This is a genomic window from Nocardia sp. JCM 34519.1 (assembly GCF_020361265.1).
In the GTDB taxonomy this organism is placed as follows: Bacteria; Actinomycetota; Actinomycetes; order Mycobacteriales; family Mycobacteriaceae; genus Nocardia; species Nocardia arthritidis_A.
Genome location: NZ_JAIRBR010000001.1, coordinates 422883 through 436830, shown reverse-complemented (window position 1 = coordinate 436830; position 13948 = coordinate 422883). Strand labels below are relative to the sequence as shown.

The following is a 13948-nucleotide window of genomic DNA, read 5'->3' as shown; positions in this document are numbered from 1 at the left end:
CTGGTTCAGGTCTACACTCCCGGATCGGGGTTTGTAACTTATCTGTCTTTCGGTCGTGAATGTTGTTGTAGCTCTTCCAGTTTGCCGCGTGCGGCGATTCCAAAATCGACTACAACCGATAGTGAGGCTACGTAATGACAGCATCGTCTGTTCCACGGCGCAGTCTGGGCCGTCAGCTGAAGAAGTTGCGCGAGGATGCGGGGGTTTCCGCCGCCGCGGCGGCGAAGGCTATCGAGGTGTCGAAGCAGACGCTGTGGCGGATCGAATCCGGTCAGCTGGGGCCGAAACTCAAAGAGCTGTATGTGAGCATCCTGTGCGCCATGTACGGTGCGGGCGAAGCGGAGACCAATGCGCTCGTCGGCCTGGTCGCCGAGCTGAAGAAGTCCGGATGGTGGCACAGCTTCGGCGATCCGCTGTCCGCCCATGCGAATGTCTTCCTGGGATTCGAGGAGGGGGCGAAGCGGCTCACCGTATTCGAACCCGCGCTGATGCCCGAGCTGCTGCAAACGTCCGACTACCGGCGGGCGGTGCTTTGGATCGAACATCCCAATCAACCGACCGATTTCGTCGAAAACCGAGTCGAGATCCACCGGCGGCGGCTGCGGCGACTGACCGGGCGCGCCGGCGGGCTGGAGCTGCGGGCGCTCATCGGGGAAACGGTGCTGCACACGATGGTCGGTGGCCCCGCGGTGATGTCCGGGCAGCTGCGCCACCTGCTGGATGTCGCGACGATGCCGAATATCTCGATCCGGGTGATACCTCGGTCGAAGATGGGCGCATGCATCGGCCTGATCACCGGCGCCTTCATCATGATGGAGTTTCCGGCACATCCGACTGTGCACCTCACCGAACCTCCGCTGATCTATATCCAGGGCTACACCGGCGGCCTGTATCTGGATAAGGAGCACGAGATTCGGCAATATCGCTGTGCCCTGGCACAGCTCCAGCACATGGCTTTGGGCGAGGAGGAGTCCAAGAATCTGATATCGCGGATTGTCATGGAGTACGCGCAATGACCGGTGGGGGATACCGCGTACTTCAATATCGGCGGCGGCGACCGTTCGATCGCGGCCGACGGTGTTGTGGAATGCGATATCGCTCCATCGAGCGTTATTGCAGCCGAACGGATTTCACCACGACTCGTTGGAGTTGAGTGCGACGAGCAGCCGGCGGATGGCCGCGACGCGGCGTTCCTTGCCGGGCAACAGGTCGAGGGCGCATTCCGGATCGGCGGGCGGGCCGAGGTGGGTGCAGCCGCGCGGACAATCCTCGATGGCTTCGGCGAGATCGCTGAATGCCGCGATGACGTCGTCGGGGGTGATGTGCGCGAGGCCGAAGGACCGCACGCCGGGGGTATCGATCACCCAACCGCCGCCCGGCAGCGGGAGGGCGACGGACTGGGTGGATGTGTGCTTGCCCTTGCCGACCCCGGACACCTCGCCGACCGCCCGATCCGCCTCCGGCACAAGGCGATTCACCAAGGTGGATTTGCCGACACCGGAGTGGCCGATGAGCGCGGTGAGCCGGTCCAGCAGCAGGTGCTGGACCGGCTCCAGCGGGTCGTCGCGGCCGCCGTAGACGATGGTCAGGTCGAGATCGTCGAAGTCGGAAGCGAATTCGGATTCGGCGGCCAGATCGTGTTTGGTCAGGCACAGAATCGGTTGCAGCCCACCGGCATACGCGGCGACCATGGCGCGTTCGACGAATCCGGTGCGCGGCGGCGGATCGGCGAGCGCGACCACGATGAACAGCTGCTCGGCGTTGCCGACCACGATCCGCTCGAACGGATCGGTGTCATCGGCGGTGCGCCGCAACACTGTTCGGCGTTCGGTGACCCGCACGATGCGGGCCAGGGTGTCGGGTTTGCCGGACAGGTCGCCGACCACCTCCACCTGATCGCCGACCACGATCGGGGTGCGGCCCAATTCGCGGGCCCGCATCGCGACGATGGGGCGCGCCGGATCGCCGCCGAGTACACATCCCCAGCGCCCCCGGTCCACCGAGACCACCATCGCCGCCTGCGCATCACTGTGCGCCGGACGGGTTTTCGTGCGGGGTCGGGAGCTGCGGCCCGGACGCACCCGCACATCGGATTCGTCGTAGCTGGCCGCCGAACGTCCGGGGCTCAGTGCGCGGCTCCCAACATCCGGCCCCATAGCTCGACGAAATTGGGCAGCGTCTTGGCGGTGGTGCCGATGTCCTCGATCGAGATGCCCGGCACCCGCAGGCCGAGAATCGCACCGGCCGTTGCCATCCGGTGATCGGCGTAGGAGTGCCAGCTGCCGCCGTGCAGTTCGGCGGGCACGATCTCCAGACCGTCGTCGGTTTCGGTGACCTTGCCGCCGAGCCGGTTGATCTCGGTGGCCAGCGCGGCGAGCCGATCGGTCTCGTGGCCGCGCAGATGTGCGATGCCGCGCAGCACCGACGGCGAATCCGCAAGTGCCGCAAGGGCGGCCACCGTCGGCGTCAGCTCGCCGACGTCGTGCAGGTCGATATCGATGCCGGCGAGCCGGTCGGGTCCGCGCACGGTGAGCACGCCGTCGAAGATGCGCGCCTCGGCGCCCATGCGCACCAGGATCTCCCGGATCACATCGCCGGGCTGGGTGGTGATGCGCGGCCAGTGCGGAATGCTCACCTCGCCGCCGGTGATCGCGGCGGCCGCCAGGAACGGGGTGGCGTTGGACAGGTCGGGTTCGATTTCCCAGTCCACCGCGCGAATCGGGCCGGGATGCACGGTCCAGGTCTGCGCCTTGCGGCTGTCGGTCGGCGCGCCCACCTTCACATCGGCGCGGCGCAGCATCTCCACCGTCATCTCGATATGCGGCATCGACGGCAGCGCCTTACCGGTGTGGTGCACGACGATGCCCTCGTCGAACCGGGCCGCCGAGAGCAGCAGCCCGGAGACGAACTGGGAGGATCCGGACGCGTCGATGCTGACCGACCCGCCGCGCAGCGATCCGCGTCCGTGCACGGTGAACGGCAGGCCGTCGCCCTCGATCTGCGCGCCGAGCGCGCGCAGCGCGTCCAGGATGGTGCCGATCGGACGCATCTTGGCCTGCTCGTCACCGTCGAAATGCACCGCGCCGCCGGCCAGCGCGGCCACCGGCGGCAGGAACCGCATCACGGTTCCCGCCAGTCCGCAGTCGACGGTGCCGCCGCCGAGGGCGGCCGCCGGAGTGACGGTGAGCGTGTCACCGGCGCCGTCGATGGTCGCGCCGAGCGTGCGCAGCGCGTTGATCATCAGGTTGGTGTCGCGGCTGCGCAGCGCGCCGGTCAGGGTCGACGGTCCGTCGGCCAGCGCCGCCAGGATCAACGCCCGGTTGGTGATCGACTTGGACCCGGGCAGGGTCACCGTCGCGTGAACGGGGCTGTCGACATGGGGAGCGGGCCAGAAACTCACCTTTCCATCTTGACTCATGAGTCACATGGACGCGCCACCGGAGTGTGTTTATTTGTGCCGCCCGTGCAGCACCGGCACCAACCGCCGCAGCAGCTTCATGGTCGACTGGGTGCGGCTGTAGCTGAGCAGCGCCATGCCCGGAATCGCGAAGCGCTGCACCGCGATCGAGTGCGGCCGGGCGAACTCCTGCAATCCGGCCGCACCGTGGATGCGGCCGATGCCGGAATCGCCGACGCCGCCGAACGGCAGGCCGGCGATGGCGGCGAAGGACAGCACCGAGTTCACCGAGGTGGCGCCGACCCGCAGCCGCCGCGCGATATCCAATCCGTTCTTGCGCGAGTACACCGCGGAGGCGAGCCCGTACTTATTGGCATTGGCCAGTTCGACGGCCTCGTCGACGCTGTCGACGGTGCGGATGGTGACGGTGGGCCCGAAGGTCTCCTCCTGCACCGCATCGGAGTTCTCGTCCACATCCACCAGCACCACCGGCTCGATGAACGGACCCTTCACCGAATCCGGTCCGCCGAGCACCGCGGTGCCGCCGTGCTTCAACGCGTCATCGATATGCCGTTTGACGATATCGATCTGGCTCGGCATGGTCATCGGCCCGTAGTGCGCCCCCGCACCGGAACCGGGTTTGACGTCGGCGAGGATCTTCTTCACCTCGGCGATGAACTGATCGCGCACCGAGCGGTCCACGTAGACGCGTTCGACGCCCGCGCAGGTCTGGCCGCTGTTGGCGGTGGCGCCCCAGGCGACCGCGTCGGCGGCGGCCTTCAGGTCGGCGTCGGCGGCGACGATCACCGCATCCTTACCGCCGCATTCGAGCAGCACCGGGGTGAGCGTCTCGGCCGCGGCGGCCATGATCCGCTTGCCGGTGGCGGTCGAACCGGTGAAGGCGATCTTGTCGACGCCGGCCTTGACCAGTTCCGCACCGGTCGCGCCGAAGCCGTTGATCGTGCTGAATACGCCTACCGGCAGTTCGGGATTCGCCCTGACGAACGCGTCGGCGAGGAAATTGCCGATGGTGGTGGAGTATTCGCTCGGCTTGAACACCACCGCATTGCCCGCGGCGAGCGCGTATGCGATGGAACCGTTCGGGGTGTACACGGGATAGTTCCACGGGCCGATCACGCCGATGACGCCGTACGGGCGGTGTTCCAGCCGGGCGGCGAAGTTCGCCATGAACATGCCGGGCGAAATCTTCTTGGGGCCCAACACCTTTTCGGCGTGTTTGGCGGCCCAGTCGATATGTTCGATGGCCAGCATGAGCTCGAGGAAGGAGTCGTCGAGCGGCTTGCCGTTCTCGCGGTGGATGAGCGCGGTGAATTCGTCGGCGTCGGCCACCAGGCGGCTCTTCCAGCGCAGCAGGTGGTCGCGGCGCCGGCCGTAGCTCAGCGCACCCCAGGTGGCGGCGGCGGTGCGGGCCTTGGCGACGGCCGTGCGCACCGCGTCCGCATCTGCGATCGGGTGCGTCGCGATAACCTCGCCCGTGGCCGGATCGACCGACTTCAGGACGTCCTGGTCGGGGGTGGTCTCGGTGGATGTCACGGTGGATCTCTCCTCTTGCGTGATTCGCCAGCGGGCAGCCTGGGCGCGTGAGAGAATGCTAGGTGAAAACTCTCATCTGGTCACCCACTATCGTCCAATTGTCCCCGAGTTTGTCGGTACACGATGGGAGTATCGGGATATGTGCGGACGTTATGCGACCACCACCAACCCGGCCCGGTTGGCCGCCGACCTCGACGCGATCGATGAGACCGGCGCCGCCGACGCCAGGACCTTCACCAGTTACAACGTCGCACCCACCACCCAGGTGCTCACGGTGGTGCGCAGGCACGAGCACGGCCACCCCGACGACGAGCCGAAACTGCGGGTGCGCCGGATGCGCTGGGGCCTGATCCCGGTGTGGACCAAGGTCGCCGAGCCCGGCGTCCCGGTGAAGGGCAAGCCGCTGTTCAACGCCCGCGCCGACAAGGCCGCCACCACCGCGTCGTTCCGCGACGCCGTCAAATACCGGCGCTGCCTGGTGCCGATGGACGGCTGGTACGAGTGGCTGGTCGAATCCGCGGGCAACGGTAAGGCCGTCAAACATCCCTATTACATGTCGAACGCCGACGGCTCCCGGCTGTATATGGCCGGGCTGTGGTCGGTGTGGCGGGACCGCGCGCTGCCGGACAGCGATCCGCTGCTGTCGTGCACCATCCTCACCACCGATTCGGTCGGCGAGCTCACCAAGATCCACGACCGCATGCCGCTGCCGATGCCCGAGGAACACTGGGACGCCTGGCTGGACCCGGACCATCCCGCGCCCGCATCCCTGCTGGAGACCCCGGCCGCGGCGGCCGTGGCGGGCATCGCAGTGCGCCCGGTATCGCCACTGGTGAACAGCGTGAAGAACAACGGGCCGGAATTGCTTGCGCCCGTTACCGATACCGAACAGGCCGGGCAGATCAGCCTGCTCTGAACCAGTTGTTCAGAGCGGGCACTTGATGCTGTTGGTGGCGATGTTGAACGCGCACTTGATCACGCCGGTGATCAGATCGATCACGCTGTTGGTGGTCTTACCGCCGAATTTCTCGGCCTTCTCCGCCTTTTCATCCTTCTTCGGCGGGTTGCCGGGGGTGTCCTTGCCGTCGAGCGGGTAGTTGGCGTCGACCTGGATGACAGCGGGCGCGGCGGCAGTAGTCGCGGTGTCCAGCACCACTGTTCCGAGGGTGAGCAACGAGGCTCCGAACAGGACAACGACAAGCTGGCGCGCACGCATCTCGCATCACTCCTCGACTCGGACCGGTTGATCCGTCCAGTAACGCACAATTCGCCCGGATCCCCGCGCAACCCGCCCGGTCGAGGCCGCGGAATTTACCCACCCCTGGTCGGCTCCGCCTCCCTACCATCCCCGTGGGTGATCAGCCCGAGATCACCGGCGCGGTGACGGCTGACGTCAAACGGACCAGGTCGGCCGGGGCGAGTTCGATCTCCAGCCCGCGCCGCCCGGCGCTGCACAGCATCCGGTCCCAGGACAGCGCCGATTCGTCGATCACGGTCGGCAGCTGTTTGCGCTGGCCGAGCGGGGAGATGCCGCCGAGCACATATCCGGTGGTGCGTTCGGCCTTGGTCTTATCGGCCATACTCGCCTTCGACGCGCCGAGTGCGGCGGCAGCGGCCTTGAGCGACAACGTATTCGGCACCGGTAGCACCGCGACGGCGAGCGCGCCGGTACCCAATTCGATCACCAGTGTCTTGAAGATCTGGGCGGGCCCGACCCCGAGTTCGGCGGCCAGCGCGTCCACCGCCTCCGCACCGTAGGAGTCCGAACGCGGGTCGTGCTTGTACTCGTGCACGCGGTGGGCCACACCGGCTTTGGTCAACGCGGTGATCGCCGGGGTGGCGGCTCCCTTTGCCATGCGGGTCACCCTAATATCACGGCGCACTCGTCTCGTACCGGTTTTTTGCGATGCTCCGATGTCGCTGCGGGAACAAGCGGACGGTTGTGTCGTGTTATGTGCAGGTACAGAGGTTCAAACCCGTGATCGACGTGAAGGAGAGGTCGGTGCCTGTTCTGGTCGAAGAGCGCCCGACACACCTGCGCTTCTCATTCGAAAACGCCTTGCCGGTAGATTTGGCTGGTACGGCGATCGAAGGGATTGGTGTGACGAGCGACGATGACGTGGCGACCGAACCGGACGAGGTCGGTGCCGCGGTCGACGATGCCGAGCTGGCGCAGCGGTTCGAGCGCGATGCGCTCCCGCTGCTCGACCAGCTCTACGGTGCCGCGCTGCGCATGACCAGGAATCCGGCCGATGCCGAGGATCTGGTCCAGGAGACCTATGTCAAGGCGTATCAGGGGTTCAAATCCTTCAAGGAGGGCACGAATCTGCGTGCCTGGCTGTACCGGATCCTGACCAACACCTACATCAACTCCTACCGCAAGAAGCAGCGCCAGCCCGCGCAGTATCCGACCGACGAGATCACCGACTGGCAACTCGCCGCCACCGCCGAGCACACCTCGACGGGTCTGCGCTCGGCCGAGGTGGAGGCGTTGGACGCGCTACCCGACGACGACATCAAGAACGCTTTACAGGAGCTGCCGGAAGAGTTCCGGATGGCGGTGTATTACGCCGATGTCGAGGGCTTTCCATATAAGGAAATCGCCGACATCATGGGCACCCCCATCGGTACGGTGATGTCCCGGCTGCATCGCGGCCGTAAACAACTGAAGGGTTTGCTCGCCGATGTGGCGCGCGAACGTGGTTTCAACCGCGACGGTGCGGCGCGTCAGGAGGTCAAGCAGTGAGTACGCAGCACGAGCATGACCCCGATATGGAGCTGGATTGCACGGCCGTGCTGGCCGACGTCTGGCTCATGCTGGACAACGAATGCGATGAGGCGACGCGCGCCCGGCTCGAACAGCACATCCACGAGTGCACGCCGTGTCTGGAGGCGTACGGCATCGAGGAGAAGATCAAGAGCCTGCTCACCCGCAAATGCGGTGGCGACAGGGCGCCCGAGGGCCTGCGCGATCGGCTGAAGATGGAGATCCGGCGCACGGTCACCGTCACCGAGATCGAAACCGACTAGCCCCCAAAAGCACTGAGCGGCATGCTCTTCCGTAACGGAGGGACATGCCGCTCGATGCGTCTGCAGGCAGTGCAGCTCAGGCGTTCGGCCGCTTGCCGTGGTTGGCCGCGCTTCCCTTGCGACTGCGCTTCTTACGTCCGCGCTTACCCATCGGTAGTCTCCCTTCTGATTGAAGGCCATTGTTTCATGTGTGGTTGGCTGTACCTTCAGCGGATGCGGGCCGCTGCCGGAATCGACCTAGTGAACGGGGTGTCATGGCTGAGGAAGTGCGCGCTGAGATGGTGTCCACCGTGCTGACCGTCGAGGTCGCGGTGGGTGAGAAGGTGCACGTCGACCAGACGCTGGTACTCCTGGAATCGATGAAGATGGAGATTCCAGTGCTCACCGAGGTCGACGGCGAGGTCACCTCGATCGCGGTCGCGCCGGGTCAGGTGCTACAACAGGGCGATCTGATCGCCGTCATTTCCTAGAGCGATATCGAAGCGGTAGACCGAACGTGGCGACACTCAGCGAACTCCTGGCCGAACACACCGACCTACCCGGCGTCGCCGTGGATCATCTGCAGCGGGTGGTGGGTGATTGGCAGCTGCTTGCCGATCTGTCCTTCGCCGATCTGCTGCTCTGGGTCGGGGCCGGTCCCGTCGCCGACGGGGCCGATGTGGTCTGTGTCGCGCAGTGCCGTCCGACCACCGCGGCGACCGTGCACCTGGAGGATATGGTCGGCGGCACGGCGTCGAAGGACGATTACCCCCAGGTCTTCGAGGCCCTGCTCACCGGCAAGATCGTGCGCGCGGACAGCGAGGTGGAGGCCAAGGGCGTCTATCATCCGCATCCGGTGCACGCCATTCGCGAGGCCATTCCGGTGCGCTGCGGCGACGACGTCATCGCGGTGCTCAGCCGGGACACCGACGTGCAGCGCTCCCGGGTGCGCAGCACGCTGGAAATCGCCTATGTGGCCTGCGCCGACGACCTGTGCCAGATGATCGCCGACGGCACCTTCCCGACCACCGAGGATCGTGCGGCCACCCACTCCAGCCCGCGCGCCGGTGACGGTTTCGTCCGGCTCGACACCGAAGGCATCGTCGTCTACGCCAGCCCGAACGCGTTGTCCGCCTATCACCGGATGGGCTTGCAGAACGATCTGACCGGCCAGGATCTGGCCGCGACCACCCGCTCGCTGATCACCGATCCGTTCGATGCGCAGGAGGTGGTCGGCGATATCCAGGCGGCGCTGGCCGGGCGCACCGGCCGTCGGATGGAGGTGGAGGCGCGCGGCGCGACCGTACTGCTGCGCACCCTGGTGCTGCGTCCGCACGGTGAACTGGCCGGCGCCGCGGTGCTCGTCCGCGATGTGACCGAGGTGAAGCGGCGCGACCGCGCCCTGCTGTCCAAGGACGCGACCATCCGCGAGATCCACCACCGGGTGAAGAACAACCTGCAGACCGTCGCCGCGCTGCTTCGGTTGCAGGCCAGGCGAACCGATAACGAGGAGGCGCAGGTCGCGCTGACCGAATCGGTGCGCCGGGTCACCTCGATCGCGTCGGTGCACGAGATGTTGTCCATGTCGGTGGACGAAGAGGTGGACCTGGACGAGGTGGTCGACCGGCTGCTGCCGATCATGGCCGATGTCGCGACGGTGCATACGGCGCGAATCAGGGTGCGGCGCGCCGGATCGCTCGGCGTGTTCTCCGCGGAACGCGCGACCCCGCTGGTGATGGTGCTGACCGAATTGGTGCAGAACGCCATCGAGCACGCCTTCGATCCCGGACAGAACGGTACCGTCACCATTCGCTCCGAGCGGTCGGCGCGCTGGCTCGACGTGATCATCAGCGACGACGGACGCGGTCTCCCACCGGGTTTCAGCCTCGAATCGTCCGACCGGCTCGGTCTGCAGATCGTCCGCACGCTGGTCACCGCGGAACTCGGCGGCTCCATCGGATTACATCCCGGCGCCGATATCGGCACCGATGCGGTACTGCGAGTTCCGTTGGGGCGCAGGTCCGGTCGCTGAGCCGCGCGCCAATTCGGTTCGGGCGAGCCCGTTTCGGACAACAAAAAACCCGGCACCTGGGGTGCCGGGTGAATGCGTTACCGGGCCGGGCTGGTGGGCCCGGTAACCGGGAAGTCGTCGGTTAGACGACGGTGCGGGTGCGGGTGCGCGCGTTGCGACGCTTGAGCGCCCGGCGCTCGTCCTCGCTCATACCACCCCACACGCCGGCATCCTGTCCGGATTTCAGGGCCCAGGACAGGCAGTCGGCAGTAACGGGGCAGCGAGCGCAGACCAGGTTGGCATCGGCAATCTGCGCGAGCGCAGGACCGCTGTTACCCACCGGGAAGAACAGCTCGGGGTCCTCGTCGCGACAGATGGCCTTGTGGCGCCAGTCCATTCCTCTGCTCCTTTGCTGGGCACCCCAAAGGGCGCCTATGGTTTGTGGTCCGTTCACTTGTGCGACTCGAATGTTTCCGCACGGTTGCTTGTGAATGCTTTCACGAACACCGTAGATGTCAATAGGTTTGCGGTGCACCGTGGGGAAGCTCACGCTCACTAGGTCCCCGCTCGGGGAACCTGCCCGGTCCTTTGTACTCGCTCTCTCTGGTTTTCGCAGCGCAACCGCGATGTTTTTCGCGGCGTTTCGCGTTCAGATCGGGCGCGGGGCCACCACACCGAGCACATCGGGAACCGAGGTGAAATCGACCACGTTGCGCTTACCGATGTAGTCGCCATCGATTTGCAGGCCTATGGGTTCCTTGGTTTCGATGCGCACCGACGCCACGTCGTCATCGCGAAATAAATTGCGGGACTTGGGGTTTCCCTTGGCAGCCAGCAATTGCCGCGCGAGTAGCAGGGTCGGCAGCACCGCCATCGATCGTACCGCGAACACGCCGAGTCCTTTTTCGAACCGGGTGCCCGGATTGGTGTGCACCGGTGTCGATTCGAGATAGGTCCACGGTGTTGTGTTCGTTACGAAGGCGTAATGAACACCCGACACCGGTTCGCTGCCCGGCACTTCCACGGTTACCTCGGGGGCGTGCCGTTTGGTCTTGAAGAATTGTCGCACTGTTGTTCGAAGATAACGGGCGGGCGTGGCGGCGTGCCCTTTGGCGCGACTGTTGTCGATCGCCTCGCACACATCGGCGTCCAATCCGACGCCCGCGCTGAAGGTGAACCAGCGATCGTCGGCGAGGCCCAGACCGATCCGGCGATCGTCGTCGAGAGTCAACAGGTCGATCAATTGATTGGTCGCGGTCACCGGATCCGGGGAAATGCCGAGCGCGCGGGCGAATACATTCGCCGAACCGCCGGGAATCACCCCGAGGCGGGGCAGCCAGGCCTGTCCGTCGGCCAATTCGGGCAGCGGCAGGAAGCCGTTGATGGTCTCGTTGACCGTCCCATCGCCACCGTGCACGACGATCAGGTCCATCTCGTTGGTCGATGCCCATTGGGCCAATTCCGCGGCGTGGCCGCGATGCTGGGTGTGCGCGACGGTCAGCTGCGTCCGGCTCTCCAGGGCGTGCGCGAGCAGGTCCCGGGTCGCCGGTGTCGTCGAGGTGGCATTCGGGTTCACGATCAGCAGCGTCCGCACGTTCGAAGCGTAGTTCCCACCGTCGCGCGGGTTGAAACGCAGCTGGACGCCGTCCGAAACGACAGCCGGTAGTACCCGCGTTTAGGCTTGGGCGCGTGGCGGATGAGGATGGGCCCGTGGCAGACGGCGGACAGGGTGGTGCGGTTCCCGGTACGGTGCGCGCGGCGGGCGCGCTCGTGACGCTGGAGGGCGCGGTCGCGGTGATCGTCGCCGCGGTGCTGATCGTGCGCGGCCTGCTCGGCCACGACCAGACCCAGGCCAGCGGATACGGGACCGCGGCCTGGTTCGGCATCCTCGGCGGTGCGGTGCTCGCGGCAGGTATCGGGCTGCTGTTCGGCAAGCGATGGGGGCGGGCGATCGCGGTGATCGCGCAGCTGCTGCTGCTCCCGGTGACCTGGTCGCTGCTCACCGAATCGCATCAGCCGGTGTACGGAACCCTGCTCGGCATCGTCGCGGTGACGGCGCTCGGGCTGCTGTTCGCGCCGCCGACCACGAGGTATATCGCGCAGTCGTACGGGATCGATCCCGAATAGGTCGCGAAGCGATTCGGTCTAAGCCGCAGCCTCTTTCAGCGCTCGGCGGCACAGTTGATCCGCGCGCCTTGTGGTTTCGGGGATCCGGTATTTCGGCGTGAGCGCGAGGACCTGCGCGCATGCGGTGTCGAGGTCGATGCGGTGGCCCACCGAGACGAAGACCGGTTTGACCCCGGCCCTGGTGCGCAGCGCCCGGCCGACCACCTCGCCGTCGAGCACCAGATCCGTTGCCGCGCCGCGTTCCGGGCCCGGTTCGGTGTATTCGCCCCACACGGTTTTGGCGACGCCGATGGTCGGTATTCCGGTCAGCACGCCGAGATGACAGGCCAGGCCGAAGCGGCGCGGATGGGCCAGTCCCTGGCCGTCGCAGATCAGCAGATCCGGTGTGGTGGAAAGCTTTTCCAGGGCGGCGACGGTGGTCGGCAATTCCCGGAACGCGAGCAGTCCCGGCACATAAGGGAATTCGGTCCTGCCGTGCACGACGACCGAATCGACGGATTCGGCCGTCGCGCAATCCAGCACCACCACGGCGGCCGCGACCGCGCCGCTGTCGGCATAGGCGGAATCCAGCCCGGCGACCGTGCGGAAATCCGGCGGGCGCGGATTCACCGGATCGACGAGCGGGCGCAGTTCGTCCTGTAGCGCGACGGCCTGTTCCGGGGTGGTCGGCCATGGTCGCCGAATCGAAATCCGCATCGGATCAAAGGGTTTGCCCGGCCACCTTTTCCAGCGCGTCACCGGTGAGCCGATAACCGACCCATTCGTCCTGGCGCAGCGCGCCGAGGGATTCGTAGAAATCGATCGACGGCTGATTCCAGGTGAGCACCGCCCAGTCGAGGCGGCGGTATCCGTTCGCGACGGCCTCCTGCGCCAGCGCGACGAGCAGCGCCTTGCCGTAACCCTTTCCGCGCGTTTCCGGCCGGACGTAGAGATCTTCCAGATAGAGACCGTGCGTGCCGGTCCAGGTCGAAAAGTTCTTGAACCAGATGGAGTAGCCGACCAATTCGCCGTTCTCCTCGACCACGTGCGCGAAAACCGCGGGGGCCGTGCCGAACAGCGCGTCGTGCAATTGCTCGACGGTGACTTCGACCTGATCCCTTGCCCTTTCGTACTCCGCGAGCTCGTGGATGAGTTCGACGATGGCCGGGACATCGGCCGGAGTCGCGCGGCGCAGGGTGCCGGATTCGTTCACAGTATTGCTCCATCGGTGTGCTGAACGAGGTTGTGCGCCAGGATGGTTCGCTCCTCGTGCTCGTAACCGAGCACGGTTGCCGCCGCGGTCGACATGGCGAAGCGACGCCCCTCCCTGACATCGAGCTCGGCCCAGCGGGCGATCAGCGCCCGGGAGAAATGACCGTGCCCGACCAGCACGATATCGCGCGCGGTCAGCTCCGGTTCCACCGAGGCGAGCACCCGGTCGGCCCTGGCCCGCACCTGCTCGGCCGACTCGCCGCCCGGTACCGCGCCGGACCAGATGGTCCAGTGCGGCGCGGATTCGCGGATCTCGGCGGTGGTGAGCCCCTCGTAATCGCCGTAATCCCATTCGGCCAGATCGTCGTCGACGGCGGTCTCGGTGAATCCGGCCAGTGCGGCGGTGTGGATGGCGCGCTCGCGCGGGCTGGTGAGCACCAGCGGATCCCGCAGCTTCAGCCCGGCCAGCAACTGTCCGGCGGCGCGGGCCTGCTCCTCGCCGCGCTCGGTGAGCGGCAGATCGGTGCGGCCGGTGTGCTTGTGCGCGGCCGACCACGTCGTTTCGCCGTGGCGGAGCAGGACTAGTCGGGCGTCGTCGAGTGCGGACATGAAACCATCATGGTCGCGACCTGGTCAGCGGACTTGACGTGGGGGTGGAT

Annotated in this window: 18 protein-coding genes; 7 read left to right on the top strand and 11 right to left on the bottom strand. The window is 66.3% G+C overall.

Annotated features, from left to right (window positions below):
• Positions 1-134 precede the first annotated feature (134 nt).
• On the top strand, positions 135-1016 hold the full coding sequence (locus LGY53_RS02095; RefSeq protein WP_225724923.1) for a helix-turn-helix transcriptional regulator: 882 nt from the start codon (positions 135-137) through the stop codon (positions 1014-1016).
• Between the two features lie 114 nt (positions 1017-1130).
• Here the strand turns inward: LGY53_RS02095 and rsgA are convergent, their stop codons facing one another.
• From rsgA to LGY53_RS02080, 3 genes are read right to left on the bottom strand one after another with little or no spacing between them, the layout of a single operon-like run.
• Positions 1131-2156 (bottom strand): ribosome small subunit-dependent GTPase A, encoded by a 1026-nt coding sequence (gene rsgA / locus LGY53_RS02090; RefSeq protein WP_225724922.1) that lies wholly within the window; start codon positions 2154-2156, stop codon positions 1131-1133.
• Positions 2126-3418, bottom strand: coding sequence for a 3-phosphoshikimate 1-carboxyvinyltransferase (aroA, locus tag LGY53_RS02085; protein WP_225724921.1), 1293 nt, complete (start codon positions 3416-3418; stop codon positions 2126-2128). Before aroA ends, rsgA begins: the two co-directional genes overlap by 31 nt.
• 30 nt (positions 3419-3448) lie before the next feature.
• A complete protein-coding gene (locus LGY53_RS02080) occupies positions 3449-4951 on the bottom strand; it encodes an aldehyde dehydrogenase family protein (RefSeq protein ID WP_225724920.1) in 1503 nt (500 codons plus the stop codon).
• Positions 4952-5090: 139 nt separating this feature from the next.
• Here LGY53_RS02080 and LGY53_RS02075 point away from each other — a divergent pair, with 139 nt between their 5' ends.
• A complete protein-coding gene (locus tag LGY53_RS02075) occupies positions 5091-5867 on the top strand; it encodes an SOS response-associated peptidase (RefSeq protein WP_225724919.1) in 777 nt (258 codons plus the stop codon).
• Positions 5868-5876: 9 nt separating this feature from the next.
• Here LGY53_RS02075 and LGY53_RS02070 read toward each other — a convergent pair whose 3' ends face one another.
• Complete coding sequence (locus tag LGY53_RS02070) at positions 5877-6167, bottom strand: hypothetical protein (protein WP_225724918.1); 291 nt, start codon at positions 6165-6167, stop codon at positions 5877-5879.
• Positions 6168-6309: 142 nt separating this feature from the next.
• Complete coding sequence (gene ybaK, locus LGY53_RS02065) at positions 6310-6807, bottom strand: Cys-tRNA(Pro) deacylase (protein WP_225724917.1); 498 nt, start codon at positions 6805-6807, stop codon at positions 6310-6312.
• Between the two features lie 263 nt (positions 6808-7070).
• Between ybaK and LGY53_RS02060 the strand changes: the two genes are divergently transcribed.
• Complete coding sequence (locus tag LGY53_RS02060; RefSeq protein WP_194252476.1) at positions 7071-7697, top strand: sigma-70 family RNA polymerase sigma factor; 627 nt, start codon at positions 7071-7073, stop codon at positions 7695-7697.
• Between the two features lie 26 nt (positions 7698-7723).
• Positions 7724-7981, top strand: coding sequence for a mycothiol system anti-sigma-R factor (rsrA, locus tag LGY53_RS02055; protein ID WP_225725658.1), 258 nt, complete (start codon positions 7724-7726; stop codon positions 7979-7981).
• A 76-nt stretch (positions 7982-8057) separates the two neighbouring features.
• Here the strand turns inward: rsrA and LGY53_RS44340 are convergent, their stop codons facing one another.
• On the bottom strand, positions 8058-8132 hold the full coding sequence (locus LGY53_RS44340; RefSeq protein WP_095887907.1) for a 50S ribosomal protein bL37: 75 nt from the start codon (positions 8130-8132) through the stop codon (positions 8058-8060).
• 103 nt (positions 8133-8235) lie between these two features.
• On the opposite strand from LGY53_RS44340, the gene LGY53_RS02050 reads away from it, so the two are divergent.
• Together LGY53_RS02050 and LGY53_RS02045 are read left to right on the top strand one after the other, a co-directional pair.
• Positions 8236-8451, top strand: coding sequence for a biotin/lipoyl-binding carrier protein (locus LGY53_RS02050; RefSeq protein ID WP_167477482.1), 216 nt, complete (start codon positions 8236-8238; stop codon positions 8449-8451).
• Between the two features lie 26 nt (positions 8452-8477).
• Positions 8478-9992, top strand: a complete 1515-nt coding sequence (locus LGY53_RS02045) for a sensor histidine kinase (RefSeq protein WP_167477481.1) — start codon at positions 8478-8480, stop codon at positions 9990-9992.
• A 121-nt stretch (positions 9993-10113) separates the two neighbouring features.
• Here the strand turns inward: LGY53_RS02045 and LGY53_RS02040 are convergent, their stop codons facing one another.
• Positions 10114-10368: a WhiB family transcriptional regulator gene (locus LGY53_RS02040; RefSeq protein ID WP_225724916.1), complete on the bottom strand. Its 255-nt coding sequence runs from the start codon at positions 10366-10368 to the stop codon at positions 10114-10116.
• Between the two features lie 252 nt (positions 10369-10620).
• Positions 10621-11565, bottom strand: coding sequence for a diacylglycerol kinase family protein (locus LGY53_RS02035; RefSeq protein ID WP_225724915.1), 945 nt, complete (start codon positions 11563-11565; stop codon positions 10621-10623).
• A 116-nt stretch (positions 11566-11681) separates the two neighbouring features.
• On the opposite strand from LGY53_RS02035, the gene LGY53_RS02030 reads away from it, so the two are divergent.
• A complete protein-coding gene (locus LGY53_RS02030) occupies positions 11682-12098 on the top strand; it encodes a hypothetical protein (RefSeq protein ID WP_167477479.1) in 417 nt (138 codons plus the stop codon).
• Between the two features lie 18 nt (positions 12099-12116).
• Here the strand turns inward: LGY53_RS02030 and LGY53_RS02025 are convergent, their stop codons facing one another.
• From LGY53_RS02025 to LGY53_RS02015, 3 genes are read right to left on the bottom strand one after another with little or no spacing between them, the layout of a single operon-like run.
• Complete coding sequence (locus tag LGY53_RS02025) at positions 12117-12794, bottom strand: endonuclease V (RefSeq protein WP_225724914.1); 678 nt, start codon at positions 12792-12794, stop codon at positions 12117-12119.
• A gap of 4 nt (positions 12795-12798) precedes the next feature.
• Positions 12799-13290 (bottom strand): GNAT family N-acetyltransferase, encoded by a 492-nt coding sequence (locus tag LGY53_RS02020; RefSeq protein WP_225724913.1) that lies wholly within the window; start codon positions 13288-13290, stop codon positions 12799-12801.
• A complete protein-coding gene (locus LGY53_RS02015) occupies positions 13287-13898 on the bottom strand; it encodes an acid phosphatase (RefSeq protein WP_225724912.1) in 612 nt (203 codons plus the stop codon). Before LGY53_RS02015 ends, LGY53_RS02020 begins: the two co-directional genes overlap by 4 nt.
• Positions 13899-13948: the final 50 nt, after the last annotated feature.